Below are 26,992 nucleotides of genomic sequence, written 5' to 3'. Positions count from 1 at the left end.
GTCTCAATCTTATTTTTATATAGAACTGTTACCAAAAAATACTGACTAGCAAAGTGATAACAAAAGGAAGATTATTAAAAATATGCACTAATATTGAATCTTTGATATTGCCCCTACGTTGGTAAGCCAAATAAAAGACAGTACCAAGCCCCGCATAAAGAAGAAACTCTAAGACAGTGCTTGAATGCGGCAGAGCAAAAATCGCTGTGGTAATGATACCAGCTAAAACTTTATGGCTGTACTTAAACCAAAGATGATCTGGAAAGGCACGGTAAGATAATTCTTCTATAATGGGACCTATTACTCCAACAAGGGCCACGTATAAAAGGGGATAGAGCAAAAATCCGTGTTTAAATAAATTCGCCATGCTTTGCAGTTCTTCATCATTAGCTGTCTTTGCTTTTCCAGACAGCCACCAAATGGCTAAAGTCCCTATAATAGCAACAGCTCTAGCCGCTAGGAAAAAGAGAAAATCAATTCCAACATCTCTTGAAGTCATCTTTTGAGCGCTTACCTCTTTTGGTTCATGCTTTTTATGCGCTTTCCACAAGAAATACAGCACCAAGGCAATAAAAATTATATAAGCTAAACCAAATCCCCATTTGACACTCAGCGAGAGCTCATCCTGATGTTGTAAAAGAAGTATTGAGATGGTATTACAAATCAACGATAAAATCAGCAAGCCAAATATTTTTAAGCTATTAAGGATAAATGTCATTTTATGTCCTCCATTTCATTTATAGTATCTTTTTATTTTCTTAAATTTACGGCTAAAATACAGTAAAATCTTTACCCATATACAATAACAGCCAAAACAAAAATCAGATAAAGCAAGCCTGTTCCCCATTCGACAGGCATTGCCAAATAATTTTCTCCCTGCAATAATATAACAGCATCCCAAGACAGGGAAGACAAAACGAAACTTAGAACATTTGGACTGGTCAAAATGATTTTCATGCTTTCTTCCTCCAGTCTATCTATAGTATTTATTAGTCATCTTAAAATTCATAATCAAAATGTACAGATGGATAACGCCAGCTACTAGCATTCCTACTAATTCAGTTTTCTGAAGAATAATTGACAAGAAAAAGAGACCGACGTAGATAGCGGGCAGGATAATATTGTTAAGGGTCATGACAATATCAAAAGACATTTCGTAATTAGCTTCCAGCTCTGCTTCGTCCATTTGCATGATGTTGTTTTTTAGTTCTTTTACAGTGGGTACTAGAGGCATTTTAATACCGCGAATGCGATTATAAACTTTAAAAATATAAGACTGAAGAAAAGAAAAGATTATCAAGAAGACAAAATCAAAGATTGGAAAAAAAGCTTGGACACTATCACTATCAAAAGTAAATTTATAAGATAAAGCCATACTTAGCATAGCAAAAACAATCGCGATATTATCAAAAAGGATTGCATAAGAATGTTTACGATTCATAACACGGTAGAGCTCTTCTGAATCATCATCGTTCATTGTTTGGTATATTTTATAGTTTTTCCGAACAGAAATAATGTATATAATTGATACGATCATAGCAATCAAGTACACACCCCTTAAAACAATTACAAAAAAATTAGTAACAGATTCTTGTGAAAAAGGGAATCCTTCTTCAGGAATATTGAATACGCCCATACCAAAGAAGACTGCAAAACCGAGGACTGCTCCTATAGCACCGCCAAGGAGCAGCTGCTTTAGAATTCTCGCTATCATGCCGTTTTGTTTTTTCACTTTCTTCATACTTCTTCCTCCTCTAAACGAAAGACATTTTCAACAGGTTCTTTAAAAACCTGAGCGATTTTCATAGCGATAACAACCGAAGGGGTGTATTCATTACGCTCAATTAGGCTGACAGTCTGTCTGGAAATGCCTGCTAATTTAGCTAGCTGAGTCTGATTAACACCATCTCTGGCTCTTAGTTCCTTAAGCCGATTTTTTAATTCTGGCATAAAACGAAAACCTCCTCATTCTTCATCTTTATTTTCCTCGTTGTTTCCAAAAAGCAGAAGAAAGAGACTAGGCAGTAAAGCAAGGAACATCAAGGGACTGCTTTTGCCGTCTGAACCAAAGTAAACTCCGAAAAGAAAACCAGCAACAAACAAAGCAGCCGAAATTTTAATGATTTGTTCTGTTTTCATATTTCCGTCCTCCTTTTCCACTTATAGTGTAACATATCATATTATTTTTGACAACGATAATGGTCAAAAATGATATGATTTTTGTCAAAAAAATCTGAGACCAAATGATCTCAGATAGGTAAATTTAACTTAGAACGGCTGATTGCCATGGATTAACTTTCGAAAACCGCAGAGAGGTATTGACTTTTTGTAACTCATCAAAATAACTGCAGATCCTCAACCCGCTTAACAGCTTCAATGAGGCGCTCAGGTTCAACAAGAAGTCCTATTCTGACATAGCTATCTCCGCCTGCTCCAAAACCCTTGCCCGGAGCGACCGCTACATGAGCCCGATCAAGCAAAAGCTCCGCAAAACTTTCACTGTTATAGCCTTTAGGAACAGGCATCCAAGCATAGAAAGATCCTTTTGAGGGAAAAGCCTGCCAGCCAATTTTAGCTGCGGCTGTGACAAAAGCTTCTCGTCTTTGGTCGTAGATGCGATTTAGCTCTGCTATCTTCGCGCTTGCGCGGGTGTCCAACAAAGCTGCAACGCCTGCATCCTGAATAGCTGGAAAAACACTGACAAAAAGATGGTCCTGCAAGAGATTGAGAGCCTCGATCATGTCAGCATTGCCAGCAGCAAAGGCTAACCGCCAGCCGGCCATGTTAAAGGTTTTGGAAAAGGTGTAGAGCTCAATGCCGACTTCCTTGGCACCAGGGACAGACAAGAAACTTGGATTTTCAAAGCCGCTGTATCCTAGAGCGCCGTAGGCAAAATCACTAATGACACCGACATTATACTTTTTAGCCCAAGCCACAACTTGCTTATAAAAGTCGACCGTCGCAACGGCTCCTGTCGGATTGTTGGGATAATTGAGGTAGATAAATTTGGCGCGGCGGGCTGTTTCTTCAGGGATGGCAGAAAGATCTGGCCGAAAGTTATTTTCTGGTAAAAGCGCGAAGGTTTCATAATCCACCTGAGCCAAGGAAACTCCTGACAAATAATCCGGATAGCCAGGATCTGGCAAAAGTAAGAGCTCACCAGGGTTCATCAAGGCTAGGGGCAACTCGACAAGGCCTATCTTGGCACCGCCTAGGACACAAATTTCTGTTTCACTGTCCAGCTCTACGCCGTATTTTTTCTGATAAAATGCAGCTGCGGCAGCTTTGAAATTAGGATTTCCTCTGAACTGTGAGTATTTATGAGAAGCCGGCTTTTGAGCTGACTCTCTTAAAGCCTCTACGATAAAATCATAAGTCGGCTGATCGGGATTGCCCTGACCGAGATTAATAACATCAGCGCCTTGAGCTATCTTGGCATTGACCTTGGCCACCAGACCTGCAAAAAATTGGCTGGGAAGGTCTTTTAAAATGTGAGATTCTTCAAATTGCATAGCGGCCTCCTTTAGTGATAGAGTTCTGGTCTTCTGTCTTCAAAGACAGGGATGCTGCCACGTACTGCAGCTGTTTGGGAGAGATCAATGTTTGCGGTAAAAACGCCTTCCTCATCGTCTCTTGCCTGCAAGATGATATTGCCCAAGGGATCGATAATCATTGAATGCCCGTTAAAGTGATCATCGGGTCCGTCTCCAACACGATTGACAGCTACTACGAAGGCTTGGTTTTCCACCGCACGCGCCCTGAGCAGAATTTCCCACTGCTGAATGCGCGATTCAGGCCACTGCGCCACCACAAAGAGAAGCTGGGCTCCGGCGCTCATTAGTGTGCGCAGCCATTCTGGAAAACGAATATCATAGCAAATAGCGCTGGCAGCTTTTACGCCATCCAGTTCAAACTGACTTTTTTTATGACCAGCCGCTAAAAAACAATCCTCTGCCATGAGTCCAAAGAGATGCACCTTGCTGTAATCAACAAGGAGCTTACCAGTTCTATCATAGACATAAGTTGTATTGAAAAACTGATTATCCTTCGCGACAGCAACCGATCCCCCCACGATAGCAACCTCGTGTTTTTGGGCAAATTGGCTGAGCAGTTTTTGTGTCTTTTGTCCATCTGTGTCTGCAAGTTCTGCCAGATCAGACAGAGCATAGCCTGTATTCCACATTTCTGGCAGGACAATGACATCAGGGCTTTCCAGCATAGCCTTTTCCAAAAAATCCAAAACCCGGTCACAATTTTGTTCAGGCTGACCGTGTAAAATATCCATTTGAATGAGGGAAATACGCATATGATTCTACTTTCTGTATTAGATTTTAAATAATTCTGCCATAATGGCTGTGTTCCTAAATGTTATTCTCAAACACATGAAACACTTAAGCGCTGCCGATATCAAAAAAATGATGACCAAACATCATTTTTTCTATTTGATACTGTCTGCCTTGTGCATTTCATCTTTGACAGGACAGCTGCAATCGCAATCGCCGCAAGAGCCCTTTCCTTTGACATAATGACGCAACCCTAAACCTGCTAGGGCAAGAACAATGACTGCAATAATGATTGTTGACATATACTCCCCTTTCTAAAAACTGCTTTCTGCTAAATTATCCAGCGTAATAACTTTTTCTCTGGTTTGACGCGGTTTTCTAAAGATAAAGTAGATAAGAGTTAATAGCAGAGCTACCGCGACAGCTGTCCAGACGGTTACTGTATGTCCATAGAATAAGACTAAACCAAACTGATAAATGATAAGGCTTACCACATAAGCAAGACCTGTCTGAAAAGCAACTGCACCAATCGTCCATTTAAAGTTATTCATCTCTCGTTTGATTGCCCCGATTGACGCAAAACAAGGAGCACAAAGTAAATTAAACGTCAAAAATGAATAGGCTGCAAGCGCTGTGTAGTCAGCTGTTAAAGCTTCTGACAGACCCGAAGTGCTGCTATTATTGTAAAGGATTCCAAAGGTTGCTACAACAGTTTCCTTAGCAGCAAGGCCTGTCACAGCAGCAACAGTGGCTCTCCAATTACCAAATCCAAGCGGCGCAAAGACCCAAGCGATAGCTTTTCCTAAGAAAGCCAAAATGCTGTATTCGGTATCTACTGCTTGAAAAGCAAAATTGTAGGATGACATAAACCAGATGAGGACAGTCAAACTGAAAATAATCGTTCCTGCACGCTTGACAAAACTGAGAGCTTTGCCAAAAGCATAACGTAAAACAGATACAGCCTTAGGCCAATGGTAAGCAGGCAGCTCCATAATAAAGGGACTAGTAAAGCCTCCTAAAAAACTGGTCTTTTTAAGAGCAATTCCTGATAAAATGATGGCAAAGAAGCCCATAAAATAAGTGCTAGGTGCAATAAAAGGGTTATTAGGAAAGAATGCTCCTGCAATCAAAGCAATAATCTCCAGTTTAGCTGAACAAGGCATGAAAGTTGATGTCATAATGGTGATACGACGGTCACGTTCATTTTCAATTGTTCGGCTGGACATAATGGCAGGAACCCCACAGCCTGTGGCAATTAACATAGGGATAAAAGACTTTCCAGATAGGCCAAAACGTCTGAAAATACGATCCATAACAAAAGCAATACGGCTCATGTAACCAATATCTTCCAGGATTCCCAAACAGATAAAGAGAACAAAAATCTGAGGCAGAAAACCAAGAACGGTTCCCACACCAGCAATAATCCCGTCTACAATCAAGGACTGCAGCCAATTTTGAACCTGTAAATATTCCAAAGCTCCCGTCACCCAATTAGGAATATACTCACCAAAGAGAACATCATTAACCCAATCTGTCCAAATGGTTCCTACCGTTTGAATGGACAAATAATAAACAATGAACATAGCAAGAGCAAAAATAGGCAAGGCCAACAGCCGATTGGTTACGATTTTGTCAATTTTATCAGACAAGGTCAGCTTGAACGTGCTGTCTTGCTTTTGAGCCATCTGACAGACCCGTTCAATAAAAGCATAACGTTCATTAACAACGATAGATTCAGCATCATCTGTGAATACTTCCTCTGTGATTTTGATAATCTCGTCAATTTCTTGGCGCTGAAAGACTGAAAGTGCAATATCTTTTTGAACCAGACTGTCACGCTCAAACAATTTAATTGCGTAAAAACGAGCAGAACGTTCAGGCACAGAGCTTCCCAGAACTTCTATAATTTGGGCAATAGCTGATTCCAGCTTACTGTCATATTCTGGAAAAGCAACTTCATCTACTGTCGCTCGTGTAATCTGCCCTGCTTTTTTAACAGCCTTATCAACCCCAGTATTTTTTACAGCACTGGTGGCAATAACAGGCACACCTAATTGATAAGAAAGCTTATCAGCACTAATACTCTTTCCCTGAGACTTGAGAACATCGCTCATGTTAAGGGCAAGGGTCACAGGAATTCCGGTTTCAATCAGCTGAGTTGTCAAATAGAGATTACGCTCCAAATTTGTTGCATCAACCACATTGAGAATGCTGTCGGCTTGCTGGCTGAGTAAATAATCACGAGCGACTTTCTCCTCAGGACTGTAAGGAGACATCGAATAGATACCTGGCAAATCTTGCAGCATCAGGTTTTTGTCTCTTTTAACCTGACCGCTCTTGCGCTCAACAGTCACTCCAGGCCAATTCCCAACTCGCTGATTAGTTCCCGTTACCAAGTTAAAAAGACTGGTCTTTCCGCTATTAGGATTTCCAATTAAGGCGATTTCGGTCACGCTTTCTCCTCCTTATCCAAGTGAATCACGCTAATCATCTGTGCTTCAGATTTGCGCAGGGTTAGTTCATAACCACGTAAATTAATCTCAATAGGATCACCTAGAGGGGCTACCTTACGCAGGTAAAGCTTGGTTCTCTTGGTAATTCCCATGTCCATAAGACGGCGTTTCGCTTCGTTAACTGCAAAAATATCATTGACAATAGCAAAGCTGCCTACCGGAAGTTCAGAAAGAGGCAAACTTTCCTGCTCCTCATCAGCCGGAGTAATATCTATCTTTTCCAAGATGGAACCGTCAAATGCCAAACGGCTTCCTTTCACCACAATGATGGCAGAATTTTTAGTTTTGGTAACAATTTCTAAATTCTCTCCCACCTGAACTCCTAAATTTGACAAGTGCTTGAGACTTTCTTTGGGTAAATCAATCCCAAGAATCCGATAAGGTTTTTTTAAATCTGCATCCTCTATAAGCATATCTTGGCCTTCTTCACTTTATTTAGTATGTCCATTATAACATAAATTTCAGATAATTCTGAATACCTTCCTAAACAGAGCCATTACAAAAAGACAGAACTTCTAAACCTTGTCTCAAAAAAGTTAGACTTTCAGCATCCAACTTTTTGAGGGGCAGTGATGTTCTGTCCTCTTTTTATTTACAATAGTCCTTGACCAGAGTCCATACAAGACTGAATAAAATCAGAGTCATTATCCCCTGCATCCAGTTAAAACCTGTCTCTATCCAATTAAAGATAAAAATACCAAGCTGAACAAGCGCTGCAATGGACATAAAGACAATTGAGCATTTTAGAAAAATTTTAGTCATTTTACAATTTCTCTGCCACTTCATCTAAGAGAGTATTAATAGCTGAAGCATCTGAACCACCAGCCATGGCCATGTCTGGTTTACCGCCACCACGACCTGAGACGATTGGTGCCAAGACTTTAATCAAATTGCCAGCATGAACATCTTTAGATTTGCTGGCGACGAGGACATTGACTTTTTCGCCAATAGCTGCCGCCAATACAAGCACGTCTGAGTAATCTTTTTGCTTCCACTTATCCGCAAATGTACGGAGAGCACCAGCATCAGCAACTTCCACTTGGCTTGCAATGTAGCGGATACCGTTTGCTTCCTTAACATCTTTAAAGATATCGCCAGCTGCAGCTGCGGCTGCTTTTTCTTTAAGCTCAGCATTTTCCTTTTGCAGTTTATGCAATTGTTCTTGCAGTGAAGCCACCTTGTTAGCTACCTGATTCATTTGAGGAGCCTTAAGGGTTGCTGCAATTTCTTTTAGAGCATCTTCTTCTTGACGATAGGCTTCAAAGGCTTCCTTACTCGTCACAGCTAAGATACGGCGCGTTCCTGAACCGATACCTTCTTCTTTGACAATCTTAAAGATGCCAATTTCAGAAGTATTCTTAAGATGGGTACCGCCACAGAGTTCAATAGAATAGTCCCCAATCGAAACCACACGCACATTTTTACCGTATTTTTCACCAAAGAGAGCCATGGCACCCATACCCTTAGCGGTATCAATGTCTGTTTCAATGGTTGTCACAGGAACAGCCTTCCAGATTTGCTCATTGACTTCTTCTTCAATACGGCGGAGTTCTTCTGGTGTAACAGCCTCAAAGTGGGTAAAGTCAAAACGCAGGAATTCGACTTCATTGAGTGAACCAGCTTGAGTAGCGTGATTACCAATAACATTGTGCAGAGCTGCATGGAGAAGATGGGTAGCTGTGTGATTTTTCATGACCCGATTGCGGCGTTCATGATCAATTTCCAAGCGATAAGTTGTCCCTACTGACAAACTAGCCAAGACATCAACCGTGTGCAGGGCTTGACCATTTGGTGCTTTTTGAACGTCTGTCACACGAGCAACGGTGTCTCCCTTGTCGTTCTTGATGACACCGTGGTCTGCTACTTGTCCACCCATTTCAGCATAGAATGGTGTTTGAGCGAAAACAAGCAGGGCTTGACCTTCAGATACAGCTTCTGTGCGTTCATTGTCAGCAATGATGACAGATAAGCTGCTGTCAAGTGCTTCTTTTTCGTAGCTGAAAACAGATGTTTCCCTAATGTTTGACAGGGTTTCATTTTGCATACCCATGGATCCACCTTTGACAACATTAGCACGCGCACGCTCTTGCTGTTCTTTCATGGCAGCTTGGAAGCCTGCATGATCAATCTTGAAACCTTGGTCCTCAGCCAATTCTTCTGTCAATTCAACTGGGAAACCGTAAGTGTCATAAAGTTTGAAAATATTTTTTCCTTCAAGCGTATCTTTGCCTGCAGCCTTGAGGTTTGCTAAGAGTTCATCCAACATGCTGGAACCCGCATCAATGGTGCGAGCGAAGGTTTCTTCTTCACGCTTGACAATCTTTTCAATAAAAGCTTGTTTTTCAAGCACTTCTGGATAATAAGATTCCATAATCTTACCAACCGTTGGTACTAATTTATATAAGAAAGATTCATTGATACCCAGACGGCGGCCATGCATAACGGCACGGCGGAGAAGACGGCGAAGCACGTAACCGCGGCCTTCATTTCCCGGAAGGGCACCATCACCAATAGCAAATGACAAAGAGCGAATGTGGTCTGCAATGACCTTGAAGCTCATATTGTCACCATCTTGATCATAGGTTTTACCAGATAATTTTTCAATTTCACGGATAATAGGCATGAAGAGGTCTGTTTCAAAATTGGTTTTTGCCCCTTGCATAACCGCAACCAAACGCTCTAAACCAGCGCCCGTATCAATGTTTTTGTGAGGCAGTTCCTTGTATTCAGAACGCGGCACAGTTGGATCTGCATTGAACTGAGAAAGCACAATATTCCAGATTTCGATATAGCGATCATTTTCAATATCTTCTGCCAAAAGACGCACACCGATATGATCTGGGTCAAAATCTTCCCCACGGTCAAAGAAAATCTCTGTATCTGGTCCAGAAGGCCCAGCGCCAATTTCCCAGAAATTATCTTCAATCGGAATGAGGTGACTTGGATCCACACCGCATTCAATCCAGCGGTTATAAGAATCCTTATCATCTGGATAGTAGGTCATGTAAAGCTTGTCCACTGGTAAGTCAAACCATTCTGGACTGGTCAAAAGTTCAAAGCCCCACTTGATAGCATCATCACGAAAGTAGTCGCCGACTGAGAAATTTCCCAGCATTTCAAACATGGTGTGGTGGCGGGCCGTTTTGCCGACATTTTCAATATCGTTGGTACGAATAGCCTTTTGCGCATTGGTAATACGTGGATTTTCAGGAATGACAGATCCGTCAAAATATTTTTTCAAGGTCGCAACACCTGAATTAATCCATAAGAGAGTCGGATCATTGACAGGAACCAAATTAGCTGATGGTTCTACTGAGTGACCTTTTGACTTCCAGAAATCTAGCCACATTTGACGTACTTGTGCACTTGTTAATTGTTTCATAATGATGATACTAAGGGCGTAAAATGCCAAGTCAAAATAGGGAATCGGTGATGTGTCTTCTGACACAAACCGATTCATCTTTTTGACACAGCATTTAGACCGAGTTCAAATCTGACTAAACTCGCTGCCCTTTTTCCTTTCTTTGTTTTTATAAAATTTTAGTTGGAGCTGCTGCCAGCATTAGATCTATGTTCCATTGCTTTAACATAGTCAATGGCAATGACAAGTGATATAACCAAATCTGCGTACTGATCATCATACACTTCGATGTTATAAGTTGATGTCAGGCGCAGCCATTCTTGAGAGATACTGGCAACCTCTTGAGCATTTTGCAGGAGACGAAAATTCATATTCCAGAAATCACCTTGAATTTCCATCCCCAAATTTTCAATGGTGTAATGAGGTTTAAAAAATGACAAATCTTTTTTCAAGAAAAACGAAGAACCATCATATAGATTCACATAAAACTTAGGAAGAAGAGCCCAGGTTTTCTTTTGAATTTGACTGATCTGCTTGCCCTGCATATCGTAAATGGTAAATGTTTTGGGAATTTGCATGAAACTCCCCACTACTTCATAAGAAGGCATGCCTGCCTCATCGGTAATGGTAAATTTACCACCAAGCGACCACATTTTTTGTTTGATCTGAAAGTTCTTCATAGCTTTTTCTCCAAAAAAACAAGTCCACTGCAAGAAGGGCGAAAAACCGCGGTACCACCTTCATTCAATGAACTTGTCATTCTTCATTTTATTTTTTAATTGCAAAACTGAGCAGCAAGTTATTCTTATCGTCCATGGCTCGCAGCTACCGCCATTTTTCTGTATCGGATAATGATGAACAACTATTCTCAGTCTGAGCTATAAACAGCTCCTTTAGTTTATCGTTTTTTCGGTTTTAAATCAAGGCCATGCACAATAAATTATTCAGCAGCTTCTGAGCTCTCGGTTGATGAAGCCTCTGAAGAGGATTCGCTGCTTGAAGCAGCTGAGCTGGATGAGCTAGACGAACTTGAGCTGGACGATGTAGCATATTGGTCAAGGATTGAACTGTAGCTCTTATCAACAATCTTAACATTTGCTTTGTCCAATGCTTTTGCAATAACTGAATTTTGGAAATTAGTATCTGAGGTCTTCCCATTAATGATGACCTTTTTCAATTGTTCCTTATAGGTTTTCCAGTCTGAATTTTTTTCTTCCTTAGACACTGTCTTCACAACATAATAGGTTGTAGAGTAGTTTGAAGAATTTGTGACAGAAACAACGTCAGATACTGTTCCTGCATCTTGATTAAAAGCTGCTGACATAACTTGATCTGGAAGTTCTGTAGAAGATGAATTAATGGTATAATCTTTAGACTCTGCTCCATTATCCTTGGCTGCAGTTGCAAAATCAGCCCCATCTGCTGAAGCAGCTTCCTTAATTGTCTTAGCGGCATTCTCATCTGTTGTAGAGATAACTTGAACCTTTGTATCAGGGTTGTATTTATCGTATGCCGCCTTATAATTTTCATCTGTCAAATACTTTTCAGCTTCTTTTTTAGTAGCGTATTCAATAAGTTTTTCAAGACGAATTTGAGCCTTATAACCTTCCTCAGTATAACCATAAGCAGAAAGGACACTTGAGAAAGATTCGCCATAAGTTGAAGCCATTTCATTGTAGGCTTTTTCAACGTCATCATTGGAAACCTTGTCGCCATATTGTTTTTCAAAAACTTTTTCAAGTGTTAGGGACAAGACGCCTTGCCGTGCATTTGAACTTGTTTTGATGCGGTCATAAAGGTCTGAAACTGTGATAGTATCACCCTTCATAGAAACCAAATTTGTTGCTTCAGTGGTCTTGGAACTGGTTACCAAATAAGTAACCCCTGCGCCAACAAGAGCTGAAACAGCTACTAAACTGATGCTGCGAAAAGCACTGCTTTGGAAAACAGAACCTGAGGACTCTTTTTTAGTTTTCTTATCTTTGGCCTTCTGTTTTGCTTTCTCTTTAGCCTTTTCATTTGAAATAGCAATACTTTCTTCGGATTCTTTTTCAGATTTATCCTTTTTATCTTTAACGTCTTCAGCTTTTTCCTCTTGTTTTTCAACAGTATCTTCTGCTGTGTCTTTGAGGTCTTTCTTATCTTTTGTCATTAGTTTAGATTACTCCTTAAATTGTCGTTAACTTGATTATTATAACATAATTCCTTAAAACGTGCTTAATCATATATTTCAGATACCTAGGTCAATTTGCTCCGCATTTTTTCGTAAGATTAAGAGGCCATCGCTAAGGGGGATGAGACTGGCTGTCAAACCTGGATTATCCAAAGTTGCATCGAAGAGACGTTGCAAGCCGCGATAAATAGTTCGCTGCCCACGGCGGACTTCGTCAATAGGTTTAGCAATATCACCGCCCTGAAATACATCATCAAAAACAATGACACCGCCGACTTTCAGGTGCTTCAGTACCTCTGGCAAAAAGACAATATATTTAGATTTAGCCGAATCCATAAAGACAAAGTCATACTCGTCTTTCAAGTTGTTCAAGATATCTGCGGCTTCCCCCTCCAGCAGATTAATCTGACAGCGTTTGTCATAACGGGCAAAATTTTCTCTGGCGTAGGCTGTCATTTCTTCATTGCGATCAATTGTTGTAATTTTAGCATCCGGTGCATATTCTGCCATAAGCAGAGCAGAAAAACCAATAGCTGTACCGATTTCTAAAATATTTTGAGGCTGTAACGTCTGCATAAGAAAACGAAAATAAGCCACCACTTCATGTTGAATGATCGGAATATTTTCCTGATGCGCAAAAGCTTCTAACTCCGCTAAGTGTCCTTCATTTTGCTGCTGACGGGTACGCATATAATGCACAAGCTCATCCTTAACGATGGGACGGCGCATGTTATGATTGGCGTTTTTACTGTAAGATTTAACCATGCCTTTTATTATATCAAAAAACTCCGAGCTTTTTGTCGGAGTTACTTCTTTTTTGTTTATTCTTAAGACGAATAGGTAACGTCAGCACTGCTATTAACAAGCTTTGCCCTATTATTGTTTATAAATGCGCTCCTTTTGCTACCAGTTCTTCGAGTTCACTCAAACGCTCTTCAAAGACCTTAAAAGCAGTTTCAAGATAGGCACTGTCAGTCATATCTACACCTGCTTTTTTGATGACTTCCAAAGGATAATCTGAATTGCCAGCCTTGAGGTAATCTAGGTATTTGTCCCTGTCTTTCTGACTGCCATGGACAATCTTATCTGCTAAATAGCTGGCTGCTGCAAAACCAGTAGCGTATTGGTAGACATAATAGTTAAAGTAAAAATGCGGAATACGTGCCCATTCGTATTGAATCTCTGGATTATCTGCAGCTTTGAGTCCGTAATATTTTTCATTGAGATTGGCATAGCTGCTATTGAGAAAGTCTGCTGTCAGCACTTGACCGGCAGCATCCGCCTCATGAATAGCATGCTCAAATTCTGCAAACTGAGTCTGACGAAAGACTGTTCCCTTGAAACCGTCCAAGTAATGGTTGAGAATAGCAAAGCGGCTTTTTTCGTCTTTGACTTCTTTCAAAAGGGTCTCTGTTAGAATATTTTCATTTGTCGTTGAAGCAATCTCTGCAATAAAGAGAGAATAATCGCCATAAACATAAGGCTGAGTTTCACGCGTAAAGGTTGAATGCAGGCTGTGTCCAGTTTCGTGTACCAGAGTAAATAAATTATCCAAGGTATCCTGCCAATTCAAAAGCATAAAAGCATTTGTGTCATAAGAACCACCAGAATAAGCTCCCGAACGTTTTCCCTTATTACTATAGACATCAATCCAGCGCTCCGTAAAAGCACGGTGCACACGCTGACTGTAATCTTCTCCAAACACGGATAAAACTTGCTCTGCTTTTTTCAAAGCCTCATCATAAGTTATCGCCATATCCGTTTGTGAAAGAGGTGTATAGACATCATACATTTTGAGATCATCCAGTTTCAGCACTTTCTGACGCAAAGCCATATAACGATGTAAGAGTGGCAAATGTTTATTGACGGTCGTCAGTAAGGTGTCATAGACCGATTCAGGAATAAAATTAGGCGCAAGAGCAGCTTCACGGGCTGAACTGTAATGACGTACTTTTGCTTTATAATTATGAACCTTAACCTGAGACTGCAGCGTTTTGGCGTAAGTGTGCTGATACTGTTCGTAGGTACCATACATAGCCTCATAGGCTCCTTGGCGAACAGCACGGTCTTTAGATTCCATAAACGTTATAAAATTCCCATGTGTCAGCTCAATGACCTCCCCTTGACCATCAGATACCCAAGGAAAAGCAATATCAGCATTATCTAACATGCTAAATGTCTCAGAAGGGCTTGAGAAGATTTCTCCTGCGCCAGCCAGAAGCTCTTCAGCTTCCTGAGACAGCACATGTGATTTTCCTGCTAAAAGCCGTTCGTAATAGTGAGCATACAGTTTTAACCGAGGTTCCTGTGCTGTCAGCTCTGCCAATTTTTCAGCATCAAGCGCCATAAATTCAGGTTCAAAAAAGGCGAAATTCTCATTGAACTGCGAATAAAGGCTAGCTGCCTTAGCTTGATAACCTTGGTAGAGAGCAACCGTTGTATCCTGATCATTTTTCATGGAAGCATAAACATAAATTTTCTCCAAACGACGAATAAGCGCCATGTAAAGATCGGTTGCCTCCAAAAGTGTTTGTGCCGTTTCCAGCAGACGCCCAGCATAATTTTTAGCTTGTTCCAAATCCGCAGACAGACTTTCAAAATCCGCCTCCCAATCCTCGTTTGCAGCATAAATTGTGCTTAAATCCCAAGTATATTTTTCATCCAGATGACTGCGATTATTAGACATAGTTTTCTCCTTTATCTCATTTGTCTTTTATCATTTTACCATAAAATGCAGGCGGATAGAGTCTTTGCACCGTCTTTATCTCTTGCTCTTGATAATATTGCTCAAAAGCAGTGTTAAAGGGCAGCAAATCTAGTTGAATTTGCGCAAAACCCGTCTTAGACTTAGGCGGTCTCACCTGCGGGTAAAAATCGGCATCTGCCTTCACCAATAGATTATCTCCCGCTTCATAAGCAAGAGACTGCTCGTGCATCCAGCGCGGATTGCGTGCTAATAGCTGTCTTTGAATACGGCGGCCAATATTTTGATGCAAGGCAACTTCATAAGAAATCAGAGCCTGTTTTTCATAAGGCAGGCGCAAAAAAGTCAGTAAATCCTCAGCAAAAGAAAGTGACTTGCTGAGATAGTGGGACCTTCCAAAAAGATCTTCATAAATCAAATATTTCAAGCGCAGCTGCTGGCGCTCCAAATCCAGTTCCCAAAGGTGAAAGCCCATATTCTGACTAAAATAGAGAAAATCTTTTTGCAGAGCTGTTAAGCGCTGATTCAGCCAGAGTTCTTTTCCTAAAAGCCAGCGAACTTGATAGCCAGCAGAAATATATGCCTGAGTTCGCTCTCTCAAGCGTTCCTGAGAAAGTCTGGAACATTGAATTTCCAGCGCTAGCTTTTCGCCCACAAAAAGATCCGCAATTTGGCCAATTTTCGGTAATATTTTTTCAACAGTAACCGGATGATTCTCAGACAGACTGCTATAAAGCGCTGCCTTGAGCCCAAGATGCTGAGCCGATTCATTTTCATGAAAAAAATGGCAATCCTGCAAGCTAAGATGAGCAAAATGAGGCTGCATAACCTTCCCTATCTTTAGACGAACAGGCTGCTGACATGCAGGACAAAAATAGCTCTTTTGACGATTGGGTCTACAAAGAGCAGAAATTAACTGCCCTTGATTATCCTTTGCGATTAACATAAATCCTCCTTTGAAAAATTAATCAGCTCCTATTGCTACTATTCGTAATAGAAGAAGAAAAAAAGAGATCGTGGTTTGTCCCAATCTCTTTTCATCTTTATTTTTTGTAAGAGGCATCGATACCAGAGAAGAATTTTTCTGAGAGTTTTTTAATGGTACCATCTGCTTGCAGTTCTGCAAGTGCCTTGTCAACCTTTTTTCTTAAGTCTTCATTTTGACCCTTGTTAAAGGCAATAGCAATATTTTCCTCGCCGAGTTCCCCATCAAGGATTTTCAAATCAAGATTTTTCTGCTTAATAATAGCAGCAAGAATTGTTTTAGCATTTGAATAGCCATCTACCTGTCCATTAACAACACCTGTCAGGGCTGCTTCACGGTCATCAAATGTTTGAATCGTGATACTTGGATCGTAGTTATTAATAACATTGATTTGATTAGAGCCGACTGTTGCGGCTAATGTCTTACCGCTCAATTCATTAATATTAGTTAAATCAGAACTTGACTGAACTACAACACCGTATTTGAAAGTTGCATATGGAGATGAGAAATCATAAGATTGTTTACGTTCGTCAGTAATAGCGATACTGCTTGCAACAGCATCTGCTTTTCCGCTGGTTAAAAGACCAAAGAGCCCATCAAAACTCGTAGTGGTAAACTCAATATCATAGCCAATCTTATCTGCAACAGCTTTGGCAACTTCAACATCAAATCCTGTCAGATTGCCATTATCATCTTTGTAAGACCCGGGAAAACTCACCCCAGTTGTCGCTACACGTAAGACTTTCTTGTCTGACGAACCTGACTGCGATGCCTTATTGCCTGAAACGGACTGATAGCCAAAATAAGCCACAATCACAAGAGCAACAAGAACAATAAGACCAAATAAAGTTTTTTTCTTCATAACAACTTTCTCCTTAATCAATAATAATTATAAATTAACTTTAGACAGAACATAATCAACTTTAGCAAGGCATTCGCCAATATTATTTTCTGGGATAACCCAAGTTTCAATTTCTGTTCTGTCAAAAGAATCCCTGACGATAGTATTTGCATAGAGTGTCTCAATAAAATCCACCTGATTTTCAATTGCACTCATAGCTGCTTCATAGACGACTTCATGAGCTGTCTGTTTACCAATAACCTTACCAAGTTCAAACATAATGCGTTCTGAATAAGGTAAATCGCCCTGTTTTTTAACGTTAGCCAGCATTTGTTTTTCATTAACATCAAGTTCAGATAAGATGTAGGCCGCATTAACCAGCTGTGCATCTAAATAACTGGTAATCTCTGGTAAGGCCACCCACTCATTGCGCCAATGAATAGCATCGCGTTCGCCATCAATTAAGAGCGACTGAAACATTAAATCAACATCTTTAAATACTGGCTGAGTTAGACTTGCCAAGCCCTCAATCAAAGCAGGATTGCGTTTTTGCGGCATTGTTGATGAACCAACTTCTCCCTTTTTAAAGGGCTCATGAATTTCATCAATCTCTGTTTTCATCAGAGTAAACAGTTCACGCCCAATCTTCCCAAGCGTTCCAGAATAAATGCCAAGCACGCTGGCAAATTCTGAAAAACGATCGCGCGCTGGCTGCCAAGAGATGTTGGGAGTGGCAAGACCAAGTTCATTTAGAGTGGCCTTTTCAATTTCCACGCCTCTGCCATCAAAGGCAGCATAAGAACCAACCGCACCGCTGATACTGCCCACGAAGATCTTATTTTCAAGAAGCTGATCCAACCGACGCTGATTTCGCAGCAATTCATCCAGCCAAATGGCCAACTTGAAACCAAAGGTAATTGGAATGGCATGGATACCATGCGTACGTCCCATCATCAGTGTCTCACGATGTTTTTTCGTTAATGCAGCTAGAACCTTAATCAAAGCCTTGCTATGTTCCTGTAAGATTTCGTAAGCTTCTTTAGTTTGAAGCATAATTCCTGTGTCAACAATATCTTGTGTTGTTACACCATAATGCACAAATTCACCGTTTTTACCGCCAACCAAATCCTGAAGAGCATGAATCAGAGCGATCAAAGAATGGCGTTTTTCAGCACTCTCTTTTTGCAAGGCCAAAAAATCAAAATGATCAGCTTTGGCCTTTTCAACGATAGCATCTGCAGCCTCCTGAGGAATAATGCCTAATTGTCCTTCCACTTTTGCTAGAGCTGCTTCGACACGCAGCTGCTGAGCAATCTTATTAGTATCTGTCCAAACAGCACGCATAGCTGGAGTTGAAAAATTATTCTGCATTAAAATAGAATCCAATACACTCGTCATATAATCTCCTTATAATTCAGCACTTTCAGCTGCACCGCGGTACAGTGAATTGACAAAGGAGCGCACACGCTCATGACTGCTGTCATTAGAAAGCAATAATTTTGCATCTCCTTTTGTTAAAACTTCTCCGTCTTCAATAAAAACTGCCTGATCAGCGATTTTTCGGGCAAAATCCATTTCATGAGTCACCAAAATCATGGAAGTATTTTCTTTAGCCAAGGCAGCAATAACCTGTAAAACACTTTCGACCATTTCAGGGTCAAGTGATGATGTTGGTTCGTCAAAAAGAATAATTTCAGGTTTAAAAGCAATAGCTCTGGCAATGGCGACACGCTGTTGCTGCCCGCCCGACAAAGTAGCCGGATATTGATCTGAAAATGCTTCTAAACCCACTTTAGCCAAAGCTTCTTTGGCAATTTCCAGAGCTTCCTTTTTGCTGTGTTTTCCATTTAAAACCAAGGGCTGGGAAACATTTTCAAGAACGGTGTAGTTCTTAAAAAGATTGAAATGCTGAAAAACCATGGTCGAATGCTGACGGATATTTCTGATATCACTCTTTGATATTTTATCCGCTTCGACTCGGTCATCGCCTACTTTCAAACTTCCTCTGCTAGGGTTTTGTAAAAGGTTGATCGTACGCAGCAGAGTTGTTTTCCCCGAACCGCTCGGTCCAACAAAAGCTGTTACTGTTCCCGCTTCGATCTCCAAGTTAATATTTTTCAGTACCTGTTTTCGGCCAATGACCACATCTAAATCCTTAATTTCAATGAGACTCATCTGAACTCCTCCTGTAAGGTGCCTCTAATTCTTTCTCAAATAAACGCTGCAGCCAAGTGTAAACGACAATCATTAACCAGTACAGGAGCCCTACAGCCAAATAGGTCTCAAAATAACGGAATGACTGCCCAGCAACCATTTTGGCATTTCCAAACAGTTCGGTAATCCCTAATGTGAAAGCTAGAGAAGTTTCCTTTAACAAGCTAATAAAGGTATTTCCAGTAGCTGGTAAAGCATTCAGCGTGGCTTGTGGTAAGATAACGTGCAGAAAAATTTTCCAAGAAGGAATATTTAAAGCCTGACCCGCTTCAATTTGTCCTTTATCTACAGAATTAACAGCTGCACGGAAAATTTCAGACAGATAAGCAGCTTCTTTTAAACCTAAACCAACAAGGGCTGCCGTTAAAGCTGACATCCCTTTAAAAACAGGGAATAATTGCGGTAATCCATAAAAAATTAAGAAAAGCTGCACTAAAGTTGGCATTCCTCTAAAAAGAGAGATGTAAGCCTGCGCAAGAAATTTTAAAATTTTGCTGCCTGACAGCTGAAGCCAGGTCAGAAATGCTCCCAGCAATATTGCCAAAACCATGGACACCAAAGCAATAAAAATGGTTACTGGAATGTAGGCCGGCAGCTGAACAAATAATTCAAAGAAATATTCCCAGTTAAAATTCATAATGTCTCTCTTTCAATAAGGTTTGTAAACGATTATCCTTTACGAAAGCCAAAGCTTCCTTATCCAATACTTTTATCATATAAACCGTTTTATGGTCGCTAAAGAGCTGCTTTTCTCCCAAATAGACAAATCCTAATTTCTCATAGGCTCGAATCAGCCAAGGATGCTCTTTTGCCGTTCCAAGAGTCAGGGCTGGAGCTTTTAAGACCTTGACAGCATAATCATTAATAATTGCAGTGATTAATGCTTTAGATAACGAACGTTTTTGGTAGTCTGGGTGCGTCGCAACCCATCCCAAATGCGGCAGTGCAAAAGGACTTGGATTCAAGGACCAAGGCAGCCGCAAAGAAGCGGTAGAGACAACTGTCTCATTGATGTTAGTCACAAACATAGGCTGCGTTTGGTGATGTTTTTTAACTTCATCAACCGAAATAGTTGCTGCCTTAAAATGAATACCTAAACGTTCATCTTCCGCATAGGCCTGGTGAAAAAGTTCGGTCACCTGAATCAGTTGATTTTCCTGCAAATATTCTAATGTCATCCGTATCCTTTCTACAGCAGCAAGGGCAGTGCTGAAAGTGGCATGTCTTCATTTTTTAGCTGAACTAAAAGTTCGTCCAAGTGTCCTTTTGATAAGTCATGAGCCTTGCTTATTATTTCCTGCTCAGACAAGGGATTGTCTGGAGAGCCTTTAGGATCTTCAATTAAGAACGACTGCGTCTTATTTTTTGTCTTAATTTCAAGCAAGACAGGACGTTTAGAACGTTCCGTCTCCAAATCTGACTTTCGGGTCACCTTAGGAAGAAAATCTTTGAATTCCTCAGGAACTGCTTTCTCAGAAAAATTATGAAGATGAACATTTCCCTGCTTTAAACCTAACCAAACGATATATTCAATGGAAAACTTCCCTTCCAAGCCTGTCTTTGGAGAATGATGCGATAGAGCCTTATCCCCATTAGGTGCAAAATGGGCAGTGAGCGATAAAATCTGCTCGGGAACTATACCGCTCTTATGAGCTAGCAGACTGGCTTCAAAACCCGCTGCTGCCGCTGAACAAAAAGGATAGCATTTAAACCATAGACCTGGGCTGGATATTTGGCTGGGCATAAGCCATTGATTCAATAATTTTGAAATATCCAAGGACTCTCCCAGCATAATCTGAGCCCAGCCCTTTCGACTGGAAAAAGGATCAGCATAAGCCGTCAGCTGTGACGATACCAATTGATAAGCCGTAACAGCATTTCTTGCAGCAAATCCTGCGTTCAAAGGCTTGCCATCTGTTCCTTCTTGATAGAGAAAACCTGAAGCCTGATTACTTGCTAAGGATAAAAACTGCGAAAAAACATCTGGAGATAATTGTTTAAGATTTCCAATAGCTGCTGCGGCTCCTACAGTTCCTATCGTTGCTGTCGCATGCCAGCCTGCCTGAACATGCTGAGGCTGAAATTGCAAACCTAAACGCCCAGCTAGTTCAAGTCCTTGAACATAAGCCCACAATAAATCTTTTAGGCTGGTCTGGCTGTCAGAAACAGCCAGCAAAGCTGAAAAGATAACGGCACTGGGATGGCCTCTAAAATTGGCATGAACATCATCAAAATCATCATAATGTGCGAGGTAAGCCTGAGCTAAAGCAGCACGTTCAGGGCTGGTCGACAGTTGCGTAAAACTTATTTTTGCAGAGGATTTTAAAGCCAAATCTTCGATAAACGCCCTATTTTTAGCAGTAGTCAATCCCTTATAAAGGCAGGCTAGATAATCGCTGAAAGCCAGTCTGGCCAGATACAGACTCTGCTGATCTTCCTTTCTGTCGCTGACTTTCTGTAACAGTTTGTCCACTAAAAGTTCTGTTTCTGTCATCACAACTCCTTGTCCCTGATAAAAGCAATTATTTTTTTAATGCCTTCTCTGATTTCTGTCTTATCAGAAACCAAACTGAGACGTATATAGCCCTTGCCTGAGCTTCCAAAGGTAGAACCAGGAATGACAGCAACCTGCTTTTCCTGCAGCAAATCATTAACAAAAGCAGCTTCATTTTTAATTGCCTGCGGCAATTTTACCCATAAGAAAAAAGTTCCTGCTGCATCAACAACTTCTAAACCAGCATTTGTCAAAAGGTCATAGGCCAAAGCCTTACGTTCCTTATAGATTCTGCGGAGATTATCCCGTTCTTTTTGAGAATGCAAAAGACCATAAACCGCTGCATCTTGGCTGGCACCAAAACTGCCGCCGACAGAAGCACGAATATAACCTTTCAGCAAGGAAATGACTTCCTTATTTCCAACTGCAAAAGCTAAACGAAAACCTGCCATATTAAATGTTTTAGATAAGGTATAAATCTCAATACCAACTTCTTTGGCACCTGAACTTTGGAGAAAGCTCGGTGATTTTCCCTTAAAGCTAATATCTGAATAAGCAAAATCATGTGCCACCACAATGTTATTCTCACGCGCAAAAGTTACTGTCTCATCAAAAAATTCTTTTGTCGCCCCTGCTCCTGTCGGATTGTTAGGATAATTTAGAAATAAAAGCTTGGCCTTTTCCAAAATTTCCTTTGGAATATCGTCATATTGCGGCAAAAAATGATTTTCTGCTAATAAGGGTAGCGGATAAGCAATTCCTTCAGCCATTTTAATGCCAGCATCATAGCCAAAAAAGGCCGGATTTGGAGTCAAAACAATCTCTTTAGGATTAACCAAAACCATTGGCAAAGCTGTTAAGGCTGACAAAGAGCCGCTAAAAACAGTGACCTCATCTTTTTCAAGACTGACATGATACTCATCTTGGTAGAATTGTATAATCGCTTGTTTTAAAGACTCTTTTCCTCCGTAAGGAGGGTAACCCTGATTAGAAACTTGATCTGCTGCCTGTTTAAAGGTCTCAAGAATTGCAGGAAAAGTCGCCTGATCAGGATTTCCCCGCCCCAAATTAATAACGGTCTTTCCATGAGCATTCAGGATTTTAATTTGCTCCTGCTGCTGCGACGTGAAATGCTTTTGCCGTGACTTAACACGGTTTGAGGCTAAGATTTCCATAACTTAACCCCTAACTTCTTCTAAGACAGAACGAATGTATTCTGCTGTCAAATCAGGAAAAACAGATCGTACGCGAACATCTGAAGGACGGGCAATGTATTCTGCTAAGGCATCAATCTCTTGCTCTTTATTTAGTCCTAGCTCTTTTAGGGTTAAAGGTAAGCCAATCTGAGCATGATAGCTTTCAATTTCCTGACGAAGTTTTTGAGAGCCATCTCCTTCTGCGATAATCTGGATCAGGCTTCCTAAAGCTACAACCTCGCCATGAGTCTTGATATAATCAGGTTTCACCTTGACATAAGCATTGTAAAAAGCATGAGCTAGGACACTGCGCCCATCATTATCTGCAATGCCATCAACCGAAGCGGCCACAAGGAAAATAGTATCAAAGAGGTTGATAATTTCTTCTTCTGATAGACTAAAAATATCGGTCACTTTCAGCATTTCTCTGCGGCAAATGTCAATATAAGACTGCCCGATTTGAACTGAAACAAGCCCTGCTTTGTCATCTGTCAGGCGTCTGCGTATTTCATAAAATTTAGCCAGCGTATCCCCAATTCCTGATAAAACATACTCATAAGGAGCATTTAAAAGAATCTCAGGTTCAAGAAGAACTAAATCAACAGCCTTTTTATGACGAACATTATCAATTTTCTCATGCTCATCAGAATAAATAATGCTCTTTGTGGTAATCGCTGCGCAATTAGATGGCACTGTCTGACTATTAACAGTTTTAATAGCCAACCGATCTGCCACTACCTTTGCAGTATCAATTAATTGACCACCGCCAAAAGCTAAAAGGGCATCATAGCCTTGAAATACTTCCGTCAAACGTTCAATTTCACCAAAAGTACAAGCTCCCCCAAAAAACACAAGAGGATTTTCTTCAAGAAAGCCATCTGGCAAATAAGGTTTAATCACCTCATAAACCGTCTCATCTGTTAAAATAACAGGATTTTGAATCCCGCGCTGAACCAGCAAATCGGGTAAGGTTTTTAATATTCCTTTTTCATTAATGTATTCTGCTGGACTCATGCGAATAATACGTTTTGCCATGGCCTCTTATTCCTCTCCGTAGTAAGCCAATAAACGCACAGCGCTTTCCACAAAATAATTGACAGCAACCGGCAAGGCCTCATCTTTGACGATAAAATCGTCATGGTGCCAGTCGGGAGCATTTTTTGCACCGTTTGAACCAACAAAAGCAAAGACACCAGGGATTTTTTCCTGATAAGCGGCAAAATCCTCCCCTCCTGTTGATGGTAAGGTCTCAATGACCTCAGCAAAGGATTTGCTATTCTCAAAAATAATTGGAGTGATAACAGCGTCATTAAAGGTGACTTTGGGAGAATTGCCCCACTTAATAGATACTTTTGCGCCAAACTGCGCAGCCGTATTTTCAACAACCTTGATAAACTTATCGATAACAGACAGGCGAATTTCCGGATCAAAAGTACGAATAGTTCCTTCAAAGAAACCTTGAGCCGGCAGCACATTCCAAGTACTGCCAACATCAATATGAGTTACCGATAGAACAGCTGATTCAAATGGTGACACGGTACGAGCCACAATATTTTGCAAATTATTGACGATGGTCGTTGTGACCAGAACCGTATCTACTCCCAAGTCAGGACGTGCTGCATGAGCGCTGACGCCTTCAATCGTCACTTCAAACTGTTCGACCCCCGCCATGATAGCTCCCGAACGCAGGCCAAGTTGGCCCGGTTTCAAATGCGGATTGTTATGATAACCAACAATAGCAGACACTCCTTCAATTCCGCCGGCCTCAATAACCTGATAGCCACCTTGGAAATTCTCCTCAGCTGGCTGAAAAATGAGACGAACCGTCCCTTTCAGTTCTGCTTCTTTCGCTTTTAAAAGCTCAGCAGCTCCCAGAAGGCTGGTCTGATGAAAATCATGGCCACAGGCATGCATAGCACCATTGCTGCTAGCATAATCAAGCCCTGTTTTCTCAATAATAGGCAGAGCATCAATATCAGCCCGCAAAGCAATAATAGGCTGGCCTGAGCCAATTTCAGCAATCACGCCTGTTTTCAAAGGATAGTTTAGAGGTTCAATCCCCAAATCTTTGAGGTAATTTTTGATATAGTCAGTCGTCTCAAATTCATGTTCAGAAACTTCTGGGCGCTCATGAATATAATGGCGGACCTTAGCTAATTTATCGTAAAATGTCTGTGTCATAGCAGCTCCTTTTTGATTTGATTTAGTTGCGAATTAAAAACTTTTGGTCTGGTGTTTTTGACAAATACTTACGATTTTGGGGCTGCGACCAAATCGCATCAAAATCGATAGCATCGGCAAAACGTGAATTGAAATCAACAAATAGTTTTTCTTTTTTCTTGTCCCAGCCACGCGCAATATCATGGAAATACGTATTGTTTTTAAAAGCTGGAATTTCGTATAAATCACGAGCATAAGCCCAGATATTGGGATAATCTGCGATACGGTTTTTGATGGGACCTAAATTGCGATAATAATGAGTATCAAACCGCGCCAGTGTCACAAAGAAACGAATATCAGAATCCGTCACATAATCGCCAAATAAAAATCGGTTAGTAGCCAAACGTTTTTCAAAAATATCTAAAGTATTGTAAAAATCGTCAAAGGCTTCATTGTAAGCAAGCAGAGACTGGGCGAACATCATGCGATAGACGCCGTTATTGACAAAAGGAAAGAGGACATTATCATTAAGATTGTCAATATCCTGACGCAATTCTTCGGGATAAAGCTCAGGAGCATCCTCTTTTTGAAAAGGCTTAAAGGCTGTTTCAAAATAGTTGGTCAAACGGTGGTAATCGTTGTTAGCAACCGTATAAGTCTCAAGATCTACCAAGGCTGGCACTGTCGAACGCCCTGTATAATCAGGATCTGTCCGATAATAAAATTCAGCTAAGAACTCGGCTTTCGTAACGGGGTCAACTTCTCCTTCATAGGCACCAAAATCCCAGCCAAATTTACGTTTCTCCGGATCCGATGTTTCATGACCAACAATAGTAACCGAAATAGCCTCTTCAAGTCCCAGAAGTTCACGAACGATTGAAGCACGGTTTGACCAATGGCAGCCCTTCGCCCAAAAAAGATGGTAACGGCCTGCTTCTGCCTTTAAATCATCAGGGGCATCACCAAAAGGGGTAGTGAAACGGTTTTTCTGGCGCTGAAAAGCCCCTCTTTCATCAATTTCAGTCTTAGTTTCAATAGGACGCGGTTTAAGGGTTACAGGTTTGATGTTGGGATTTGGGTAGTGTTTAGTCATGCTGTTCTCCTTTCGTTTTAGATGACAATTTGCTGGTGCGGTTATGGGGCAGCTCCCAAACAGACTGATCTGGACCTTTAGGTAAAATCTGATAGGGATTAACGGTTGCACTCAAATGATAGTGTTTCTTGATATGATCAAACTTGGTCGTCTCATGAAAAGCCTCTTGCTGATATAAATCTCGAGCGTAAGCCCACAGATTGGGGAAATCAACGAGACGATTTCGATTGCAATTAAAGCCATTGTAATAAGCCGTGTCAAAACGTGCCAGCGTTACATAGAGACGAATGTCAGAGTCCGTAATGCTGTCTCCAAACAGATAGCGTGAAACAGATAAACGCTGCTCTAACTCATCCAGCCGTCTAAAGAGCTTATCATAAGCCTCTTCATAGGCTTCTTGGCTGGTCGCAAAACCAGCCTTATAAACGCCATTATTAATGTCTTGATAGATGAGCTCATTTAAGCGATCAATCTCATCCGCCAATTCTAATGGGTAAAGATCTGACGCATCTGCTTTATGAAATGGCTTCCAAGCCAGTTCCCAGTGACGAAGCAGGTTGAGAAAATCGTTATTAACAACAGTCTGGCTTTTTAAATCCACCAAGGCCGGAACTGTAAAACGCCCTTCATAATCAGAATCTGTTTGTTTATAAATCTCACTGAGGTAATGAATCCCAAGTACGGGATCTTTACCATCCTTATCCAAATTGAAAGTCCAATCTGTCCAATCGGTATCTTTAGGCCGAACCGGATCAACGACACCGATGGAAATATATTCCTCCAAACCCAGCAATTTTAGGGCAATCAATTGACGGTGTGCCCAAGGGCAGGCATAAGATACCAGCAAGCGGTAACGCCCTTTTTCAACAGGCAGGCCGCCTTCGCCAAAAGGAGTCGTAAAACGGGTTTTCTGACGCTCAAACCTGCCGTCCTTGCCAATTTCTTTTTTGACATAATCTGTTGGCATAATAGCTA

At 41.0% G+C, this 26,992-nt stretch carries 27 protein-coding genes; all 27 read right to left on the bottom strand.

Translation table 11 applies throughout. The features are described 5' to 3' along the window. Positions 1-28: 28 nt before the first annotated feature. Complete coding sequence (locus ACVRZ8_RS04515; protein ID WP_447448124.1) at positions 29-718, bottom strand: CPBP family intramembrane glutamic endopeptidase; 690 nt, start codon at positions 716-718, stop codon at positions 29-31. A 71-nt stretch (positions 719-789) separates the two neighbouring features. Continuing rightward, positions 790-957 carry a hypothetical protein gene (locus ACVRZ8_RS04510; RefSeq protein WP_447448123.1) on the bottom strand — a complete coding sequence of 56 codons (168 nt, stop codon included), beginning with the start codon at positions 955-957 and terminating at the stop codon, positions 790-792. 16 nt (positions 958-973) lie between these two features. Further along, positions 974-1,741 carry a DUF3169 family protein gene (locus tag ACVRZ8_RS04505; protein ID WP_447448122.1) on the bottom strand — a complete coding sequence of 256 codons (768 nt, stop codon included), beginning with the start codon at positions 1,739-1,741 and terminating at the stop codon, positions 974-976. Next, positions 1,738-1,950: a helix-turn-helix transcriptional regulator gene (locus ACVRZ8_RS04500; protein ID WP_447448121.1), complete on the bottom strand. Its 213-nt coding sequence runs from the start codon at positions 1,948-1,950 to the stop codon at positions 1,738-1,740. Before ACVRZ8_RS04500 ends, ACVRZ8_RS04505 begins: the two co-directional genes overlap by 4 nt. Before the next feature lie 15 nt (positions 1,951-1,965). Next, the gene (locus ACVRZ8_RS04495) at positions 1,966-2,139 is read right to left on the bottom strand and encodes a hypothetical protein (RefSeq protein WP_447448120.1); all 174 of its coding nucleotides are present in this window, start codon (positions 2,137-2,139) and stop codon (positions 1,966-1,968) included. A gap of 197 nt (positions 2,140-2,336) precedes the next feature. After that, positions 2,337-3,512 carry a pyridoxal phosphate-dependent aminotransferase gene (locus ACVRZ8_RS04490; RefSeq protein WP_447448119.1) on the bottom strand — a complete coding sequence of 392 codons (1,176 nt, stop codon included), beginning with the start codon at positions 3,510-3,512 and terminating at the stop codon, positions 2,337-2,339. 11 nt (positions 3,513-3,523) lie between these two features. Then, positions 3,524-4,306: a carbon-nitrogen family hydrolase gene (locus ACVRZ8_RS04485; protein WP_447448118.1), complete on the bottom strand. Its 783-nt coding sequence runs from the start codon at positions 4,304-4,306 to the stop codon at positions 3,524-3,526. A gap of 132 nt (positions 4,307-4,438) precedes the next feature. Further along, complete coding sequence (locus tag ACVRZ8_RS04480) at positions 4,439-4,585, bottom strand: FeoB-associated Cys-rich membrane protein (RefSeq protein WP_447448117.1); 147 nt, start codon at positions 4,583-4,585, stop codon at positions 4,439-4,441. A gap of 12 nt (positions 4,586-4,597) precedes the next feature. Beyond that, positions 4,598-6,736, bottom strand: coding sequence for a ferrous iron transport protein B (gene feoB, locus ACVRZ8_RS04475; RefSeq protein WP_447448116.1), 2,139 nt, complete (start codon positions 6,734-6,736; stop codon positions 4,598-4,600). Next, entirely contained in the window at positions 6,733-7,209 is a 477-nt protein-coding gene (locus ACVRZ8_RS04470; RefSeq protein WP_447448115.1) for a ferrous iron transport protein A, read from the bottom strand. Before ACVRZ8_RS04470 ends, feoB begins: the two co-directional genes overlap by 4 nt. 350 nt (positions 7,210-7,559) lie before the next feature. Beyond that, on the bottom strand, positions 7,560-10,178 hold the full coding sequence (gene alaS / locus ACVRZ8_RS04465; RefSeq protein WP_447448146.1) for an alanine--tRNA ligase: 2,619 nt from the start codon (positions 10,176-10,178) through the stop codon (positions 7,560-7,562). Between the two features lie 158 nt (positions 10,179-10,336). After that, positions 10,337-10,837 (bottom strand): LURP-one-related/scramblase family protein, encoded by a 501-nt coding sequence (locus ACVRZ8_RS04460; protein WP_447448114.1) that lies wholly within the window; start codon positions 10,835-10,837, stop codon positions 10,337-10,339. 260 nt (positions 10,838-11,097) lie between these two features. After that, positions 11,098-12,309, bottom strand: a complete 1,212-nt coding sequence (locus tag ACVRZ8_RS04455) for a peptidyl-prolyl cis-trans isomerase (RefSeq protein ID WP_447448113.1) — start codon at positions 12,307-12,309, stop codon at positions 11,098-11,100. 78 nt (positions 12,310-12,387) lie between these two features. After that, entirely contained in the window at positions 12,388-13,095 is a 708-nt protein-coding gene (locus ACVRZ8_RS04450) for an O-methyltransferase (RefSeq protein ID WP_447448112.1), read from the bottom strand. A 118-nt stretch (positions 13,096-13,213) separates the two neighbouring features. Beyond that, a complete protein-coding gene (pepF, locus tag ACVRZ8_RS04445; protein ID WP_447448111.1) occupies positions 13,214-15,016 on the bottom strand; it encodes an oligoendopeptidase F in 1,803 nt (600 codons plus the stop codon). 16 nt (positions 15,017-15,032) lie between these two features. Next, positions 15,033-15,980 carry a competence protein CoiA gene (locus ACVRZ8_RS04440; protein WP_447448110.1) on the bottom strand — a complete coding sequence of 316 codons (948 nt, stop codon included), beginning with the start codon at positions 15,978-15,980 and terminating at the stop codon, positions 15,033-15,035. Positions 15,981-16,077: 97 nt separating this feature from the next. Then, positions 16,078-16,881, bottom strand: a complete 804-nt coding sequence (locus tag ACVRZ8_RS04435; protein ID WP_447448109.1) for a transporter substrate-binding domain-containing protein — start codon at positions 16,879-16,881, stop codon at positions 16,078-16,080. Between the two features lie 27 nt (positions 16,882-16,908). Next, positions 16,909-18,258 carry a class-II fumarase/aspartase family protein gene (locus tag ACVRZ8_RS04430; protein WP_447448108.1) on the bottom strand — a complete coding sequence of 450 codons (1,350 nt, stop codon included), beginning with the start codon at positions 18,256-18,258 and terminating at the stop codon, positions 16,909-16,911. Positions 18,259-18,267: 9 nt separating this feature from the next. Next, entirely contained in the window at positions 18,268-19,035 is a 768-nt protein-coding gene (locus ACVRZ8_RS04425; RefSeq protein WP_447448107.1) for an amino acid ABC transporter ATP-binding protein, read from the bottom strand. Further along, positions 19,022-19,711 (bottom strand): amino acid ABC transporter permease, encoded by a 690-nt coding sequence (locus tag ACVRZ8_RS04420; RefSeq protein WP_447448106.1) that lies wholly within the window; start codon positions 19,709-19,711, stop codon positions 19,022-19,024. Before ACVRZ8_RS04420 ends, ACVRZ8_RS04425 begins: the two co-directional genes overlap by 14 nt. Further along, positions 19,701-20,252, bottom strand: a complete 552-nt coding sequence (locus ACVRZ8_RS04415) for a GNAT family N-acetyltransferase (RefSeq protein ID WP_447448105.1) — start codon at positions 20,250-20,252, stop codon at positions 19,701-19,703. Before ACVRZ8_RS04415 ends, ACVRZ8_RS04420 begins: the two co-directional genes overlap by 11 nt. An 11-nt stretch (positions 20,253-20,263) precedes the next feature. Beyond that, positions 20,264-21,568: an MmgE/PrpD family protein gene (locus ACVRZ8_RS04410; RefSeq protein ID WP_447448104.1), complete on the bottom strand. Its 1,305-nt coding sequence runs from the start codon at positions 21,566-21,568 to the stop codon at positions 20,264-20,266. Continuing rightward, the gene (locus ACVRZ8_RS04405) at positions 21,568-22,743 is read right to left on the bottom strand and encodes an aminotransferase class I/II-fold pyridoxal phosphate-dependent enzyme (protein ID WP_447448103.1); all 1,176 of its coding nucleotides are present in this window, start codon (positions 22,741-22,743) and stop codon (positions 21,568-21,570) included. Before ACVRZ8_RS04405 ends, ACVRZ8_RS04410 begins: the two co-directional genes overlap by 1 nt. 3 nt (positions 22,744-22,746) lie before the next feature. Next, positions 22,747-23,799: an iron-containing alcohol dehydrogenase family protein gene (locus ACVRZ8_RS04400; RefSeq protein ID WP_447448102.1), complete on the bottom strand. Its 1,053-nt coding sequence runs from the start codon at positions 23,797-23,799 to the stop codon at positions 22,747-22,749. A gap of 6 nt (positions 23,800-23,805) precedes the next feature. After that, the gene (locus tag ACVRZ8_RS04395; RefSeq protein WP_447448101.1) at positions 23,806-24,945 is read right to left on the bottom strand and encodes an amidohydrolase; all 1,140 of its coding nucleotides are present in this window, start codon (positions 24,943-24,945) and stop codon (positions 23,806-23,808) included. A gap of 22 nt (positions 24,946-24,967) precedes the next feature. Beyond that, positions 24,968-26,017 carry a glutathione S-transferase C-terminal domain-containing protein gene (locus ACVRZ8_RS04390; protein WP_447448100.1) on the bottom strand — a complete coding sequence of 350 codons (1,050 nt, stop codon included), beginning with the start codon at positions 26,015-26,017 and terminating at the stop codon, positions 24,968-24,970. Then, positions 26,010-26,984 carry a glutathione S-transferase family protein gene (locus tag ACVRZ8_RS04385; protein WP_447448099.1) on the bottom strand — a complete coding sequence of 325 codons (975 nt, stop codon included), beginning with the start codon at positions 26,982-26,984 and terminating at the stop codon, positions 26,010-26,012. The genes ACVRZ8_RS04390 and ACVRZ8_RS04385 overlap by 8 nt, the downstream gene beginning before the upstream one ends. Positions 26,985-26,992: the final 8 nt, after the last annotated feature.

The organism is Streptococcus dentiloxodontae (assembly GCF_053206925.1).
This window is presented reverse-complemented; position numbering and strand designations above follow the sequence as displayed.

What these genes read in the sequence shown, in the direction of transcription:
- ACVRZ8_RS04515 (WP_447448124.1), bottom strand. Translation starts at nt 718, where the DNA reads ATGACATTTATCCTTAATAGCTTAAAAATATTTGGCTTGCTGATTTTA.
- ACVRZ8_RS04510 (WP_447448123.1), bottom strand. Translation starts at nt 957, where the DNA reads ATGAAAATCATTTTGACCAGTCCAAATGTTCTAAGTTTCGTTTTGTCT.
- ACVRZ8_RS04505 (WP_447448122.1), bottom strand. Translation starts at nt 1,741, where the DNA reads ATGAAGAAAGTGAAAAAACAAAACGGCATGATAGCGAGAATTCTAAAG.
- ACVRZ8_RS04500 (WP_447448121.1), bottom strand. Translation starts at nt 1,950, where the DNA reads ATGCCAGAATTAAAAAATCGGCTTAAGGAACTAAGAGCCAGAGATGGT.
- ACVRZ8_RS04495 (WP_447448120.1), bottom strand. Translation starts at nt 2,139, where the DNA reads ATGAAAACAGAACAAATCATTAAAATTTCGGCTGCTTTGTTTGTTGCT.
- ACVRZ8_RS04490 (WP_447448119.1), bottom strand. Translation starts at nt 3,512, where the DNA reads ATGCAATTTGAAGAATCTCACATTTTAAAAGACCTTCCCAGCCAATTT.
- ACVRZ8_RS04485 (WP_447448118.1), bottom strand. Translation starts at nt 4,306, where the DNA reads ATGCGTATTTCCCTCATTCAAATGGATATTTTACACGGTCAGCCTGAA.
- ACVRZ8_RS04480 (WP_447448117.1), bottom strand. Translation starts at nt 4,585, where the DNA reads ATGTCAACAATCATTATTGCAGTCATTGTTCTTGCCCTAGCAGGTTTA.
- ACVRZ8_RS04470 (WP_447448115.1), bottom strand. Translation starts at nt 7,209, where the DNA reads ATGCTTATAGAGGATGCAGATTTAAAAAAACCTTATCGGATTCTTGGG.
- alaS (WP_447448146.1), bottom strand. Translation starts at nt 10,178, where the DNA reads ATGAAACAATTAACAAGTGCACAAGTACGTCAAATGTGGCTAGATTTC.
- ACVRZ8_RS04460 (WP_447448114.1), bottom strand. Translation starts at nt 10,837, where the DNA reads ATGAAGAACTTTCAGATCAAACAAAAAATGTGGTCGCTTGGTGGTAAA.
- ACVRZ8_RS04455 (WP_447448113.1), bottom strand. Translation starts at nt 12,309, where the DNA reads ATGACAAAAGATAAGAAAGACCTCAAAGACACAGCAGAAGATACTGTT.
- ACVRZ8_RS04450 (WP_447448112.1), bottom strand. Translation starts at nt 13,095, where the DNA reads ATGGTTAAATCTTACAGTAAAAACGCCAATCATAACATGCGCCGTCCC.
- pepF (WP_447448111.1), bottom strand. Translation starts at nt 15,016, where the DNA reads ATGTCTAATAATCGCAGTCATCTGGATGAAAAATATACTTGGGATTTA.
- ACVRZ8_RS04440 (WP_447448110.1), bottom strand. Translation starts at nt 15,980, where the DNA reads ATGTTAATCGCAAAGGATAATCAAGGGCAGTTAATTTCTGCTCTTTGT.
- ACVRZ8_RS04435 (WP_447448109.1), bottom strand. Translation starts at nt 16,881, where the DNA reads ATGAAGAAAAAAACTTTATTTGGTCTTATTGTTCTTGTTGCTCTTGTG.
- ACVRZ8_RS04430 (WP_447448108.1), bottom strand. Translation starts at nt 18,258, where the DNA reads ATGACGAGTGTATTGGATTCTATTTTAATGCAGAATAATTTTTCAACT.
- ACVRZ8_RS04425 (WP_447448107.1), bottom strand. Translation starts at nt 19,035, where the DNA reads ATGAGTCTCATTGAAATTAAGGATTTAGATGTGGTCATTGGCCGAAAA.
- ACVRZ8_RS04420 (WP_447448106.1), bottom strand. Translation starts at nt 19,711, where the DNA reads ATGAATTTTAACTGGGAATATTTCTTTGAATTATTTGTTCAGCTGCCG.
- ACVRZ8_RS04415 (WP_447448105.1), bottom strand. Translation starts at nt 20,252, where the DNA reads ATGACATTAGAATATTTGCAGGAAAATCAACTGATTCAGGTGACCGAA.
- ACVRZ8_RS04410 (WP_447448104.1), bottom strand. Translation starts at nt 21,568, where the DNA reads ATGACAGAAACAGAACTTTTAGTGGACAAACTGTTACAGAAAGTCAGC.
- ACVRZ8_RS04405 (WP_447448103.1), bottom strand. Translation starts at nt 22,743, where the DNA reads ATGGAAATCTTAGCCTCAAACCGTGTTAAGTCACGGCAAAAGCATTTC.
- ACVRZ8_RS04400 (WP_447448102.1), bottom strand. Translation starts at nt 23,799, where the DNA reads ATGGCAAAACGTATTATTCGCATGAGTCCAGCAGAATACATTAATGAA.
- ACVRZ8_RS04395 (WP_447448101.1), bottom strand. Translation starts at nt 24,945, where the DNA reads ATGACACAGACATTTTACGATAAATTAGCTAAGGTCCGCCATTATATT.
- ACVRZ8_RS04390 (WP_447448100.1), bottom strand. Translation starts at nt 26,017, where the DNA reads ATGACTAAACACTACCCAAATCCCAACATCAAACCTGTAACCCTTAAA.
- ACVRZ8_RS04385 (WP_447448099.1), bottom strand. Translation starts at nt 26,984, where the DNA reads ATGCCAACAGATTATGTCAAAAAAGAAATTGGCAAGGACGGCAGGTTT.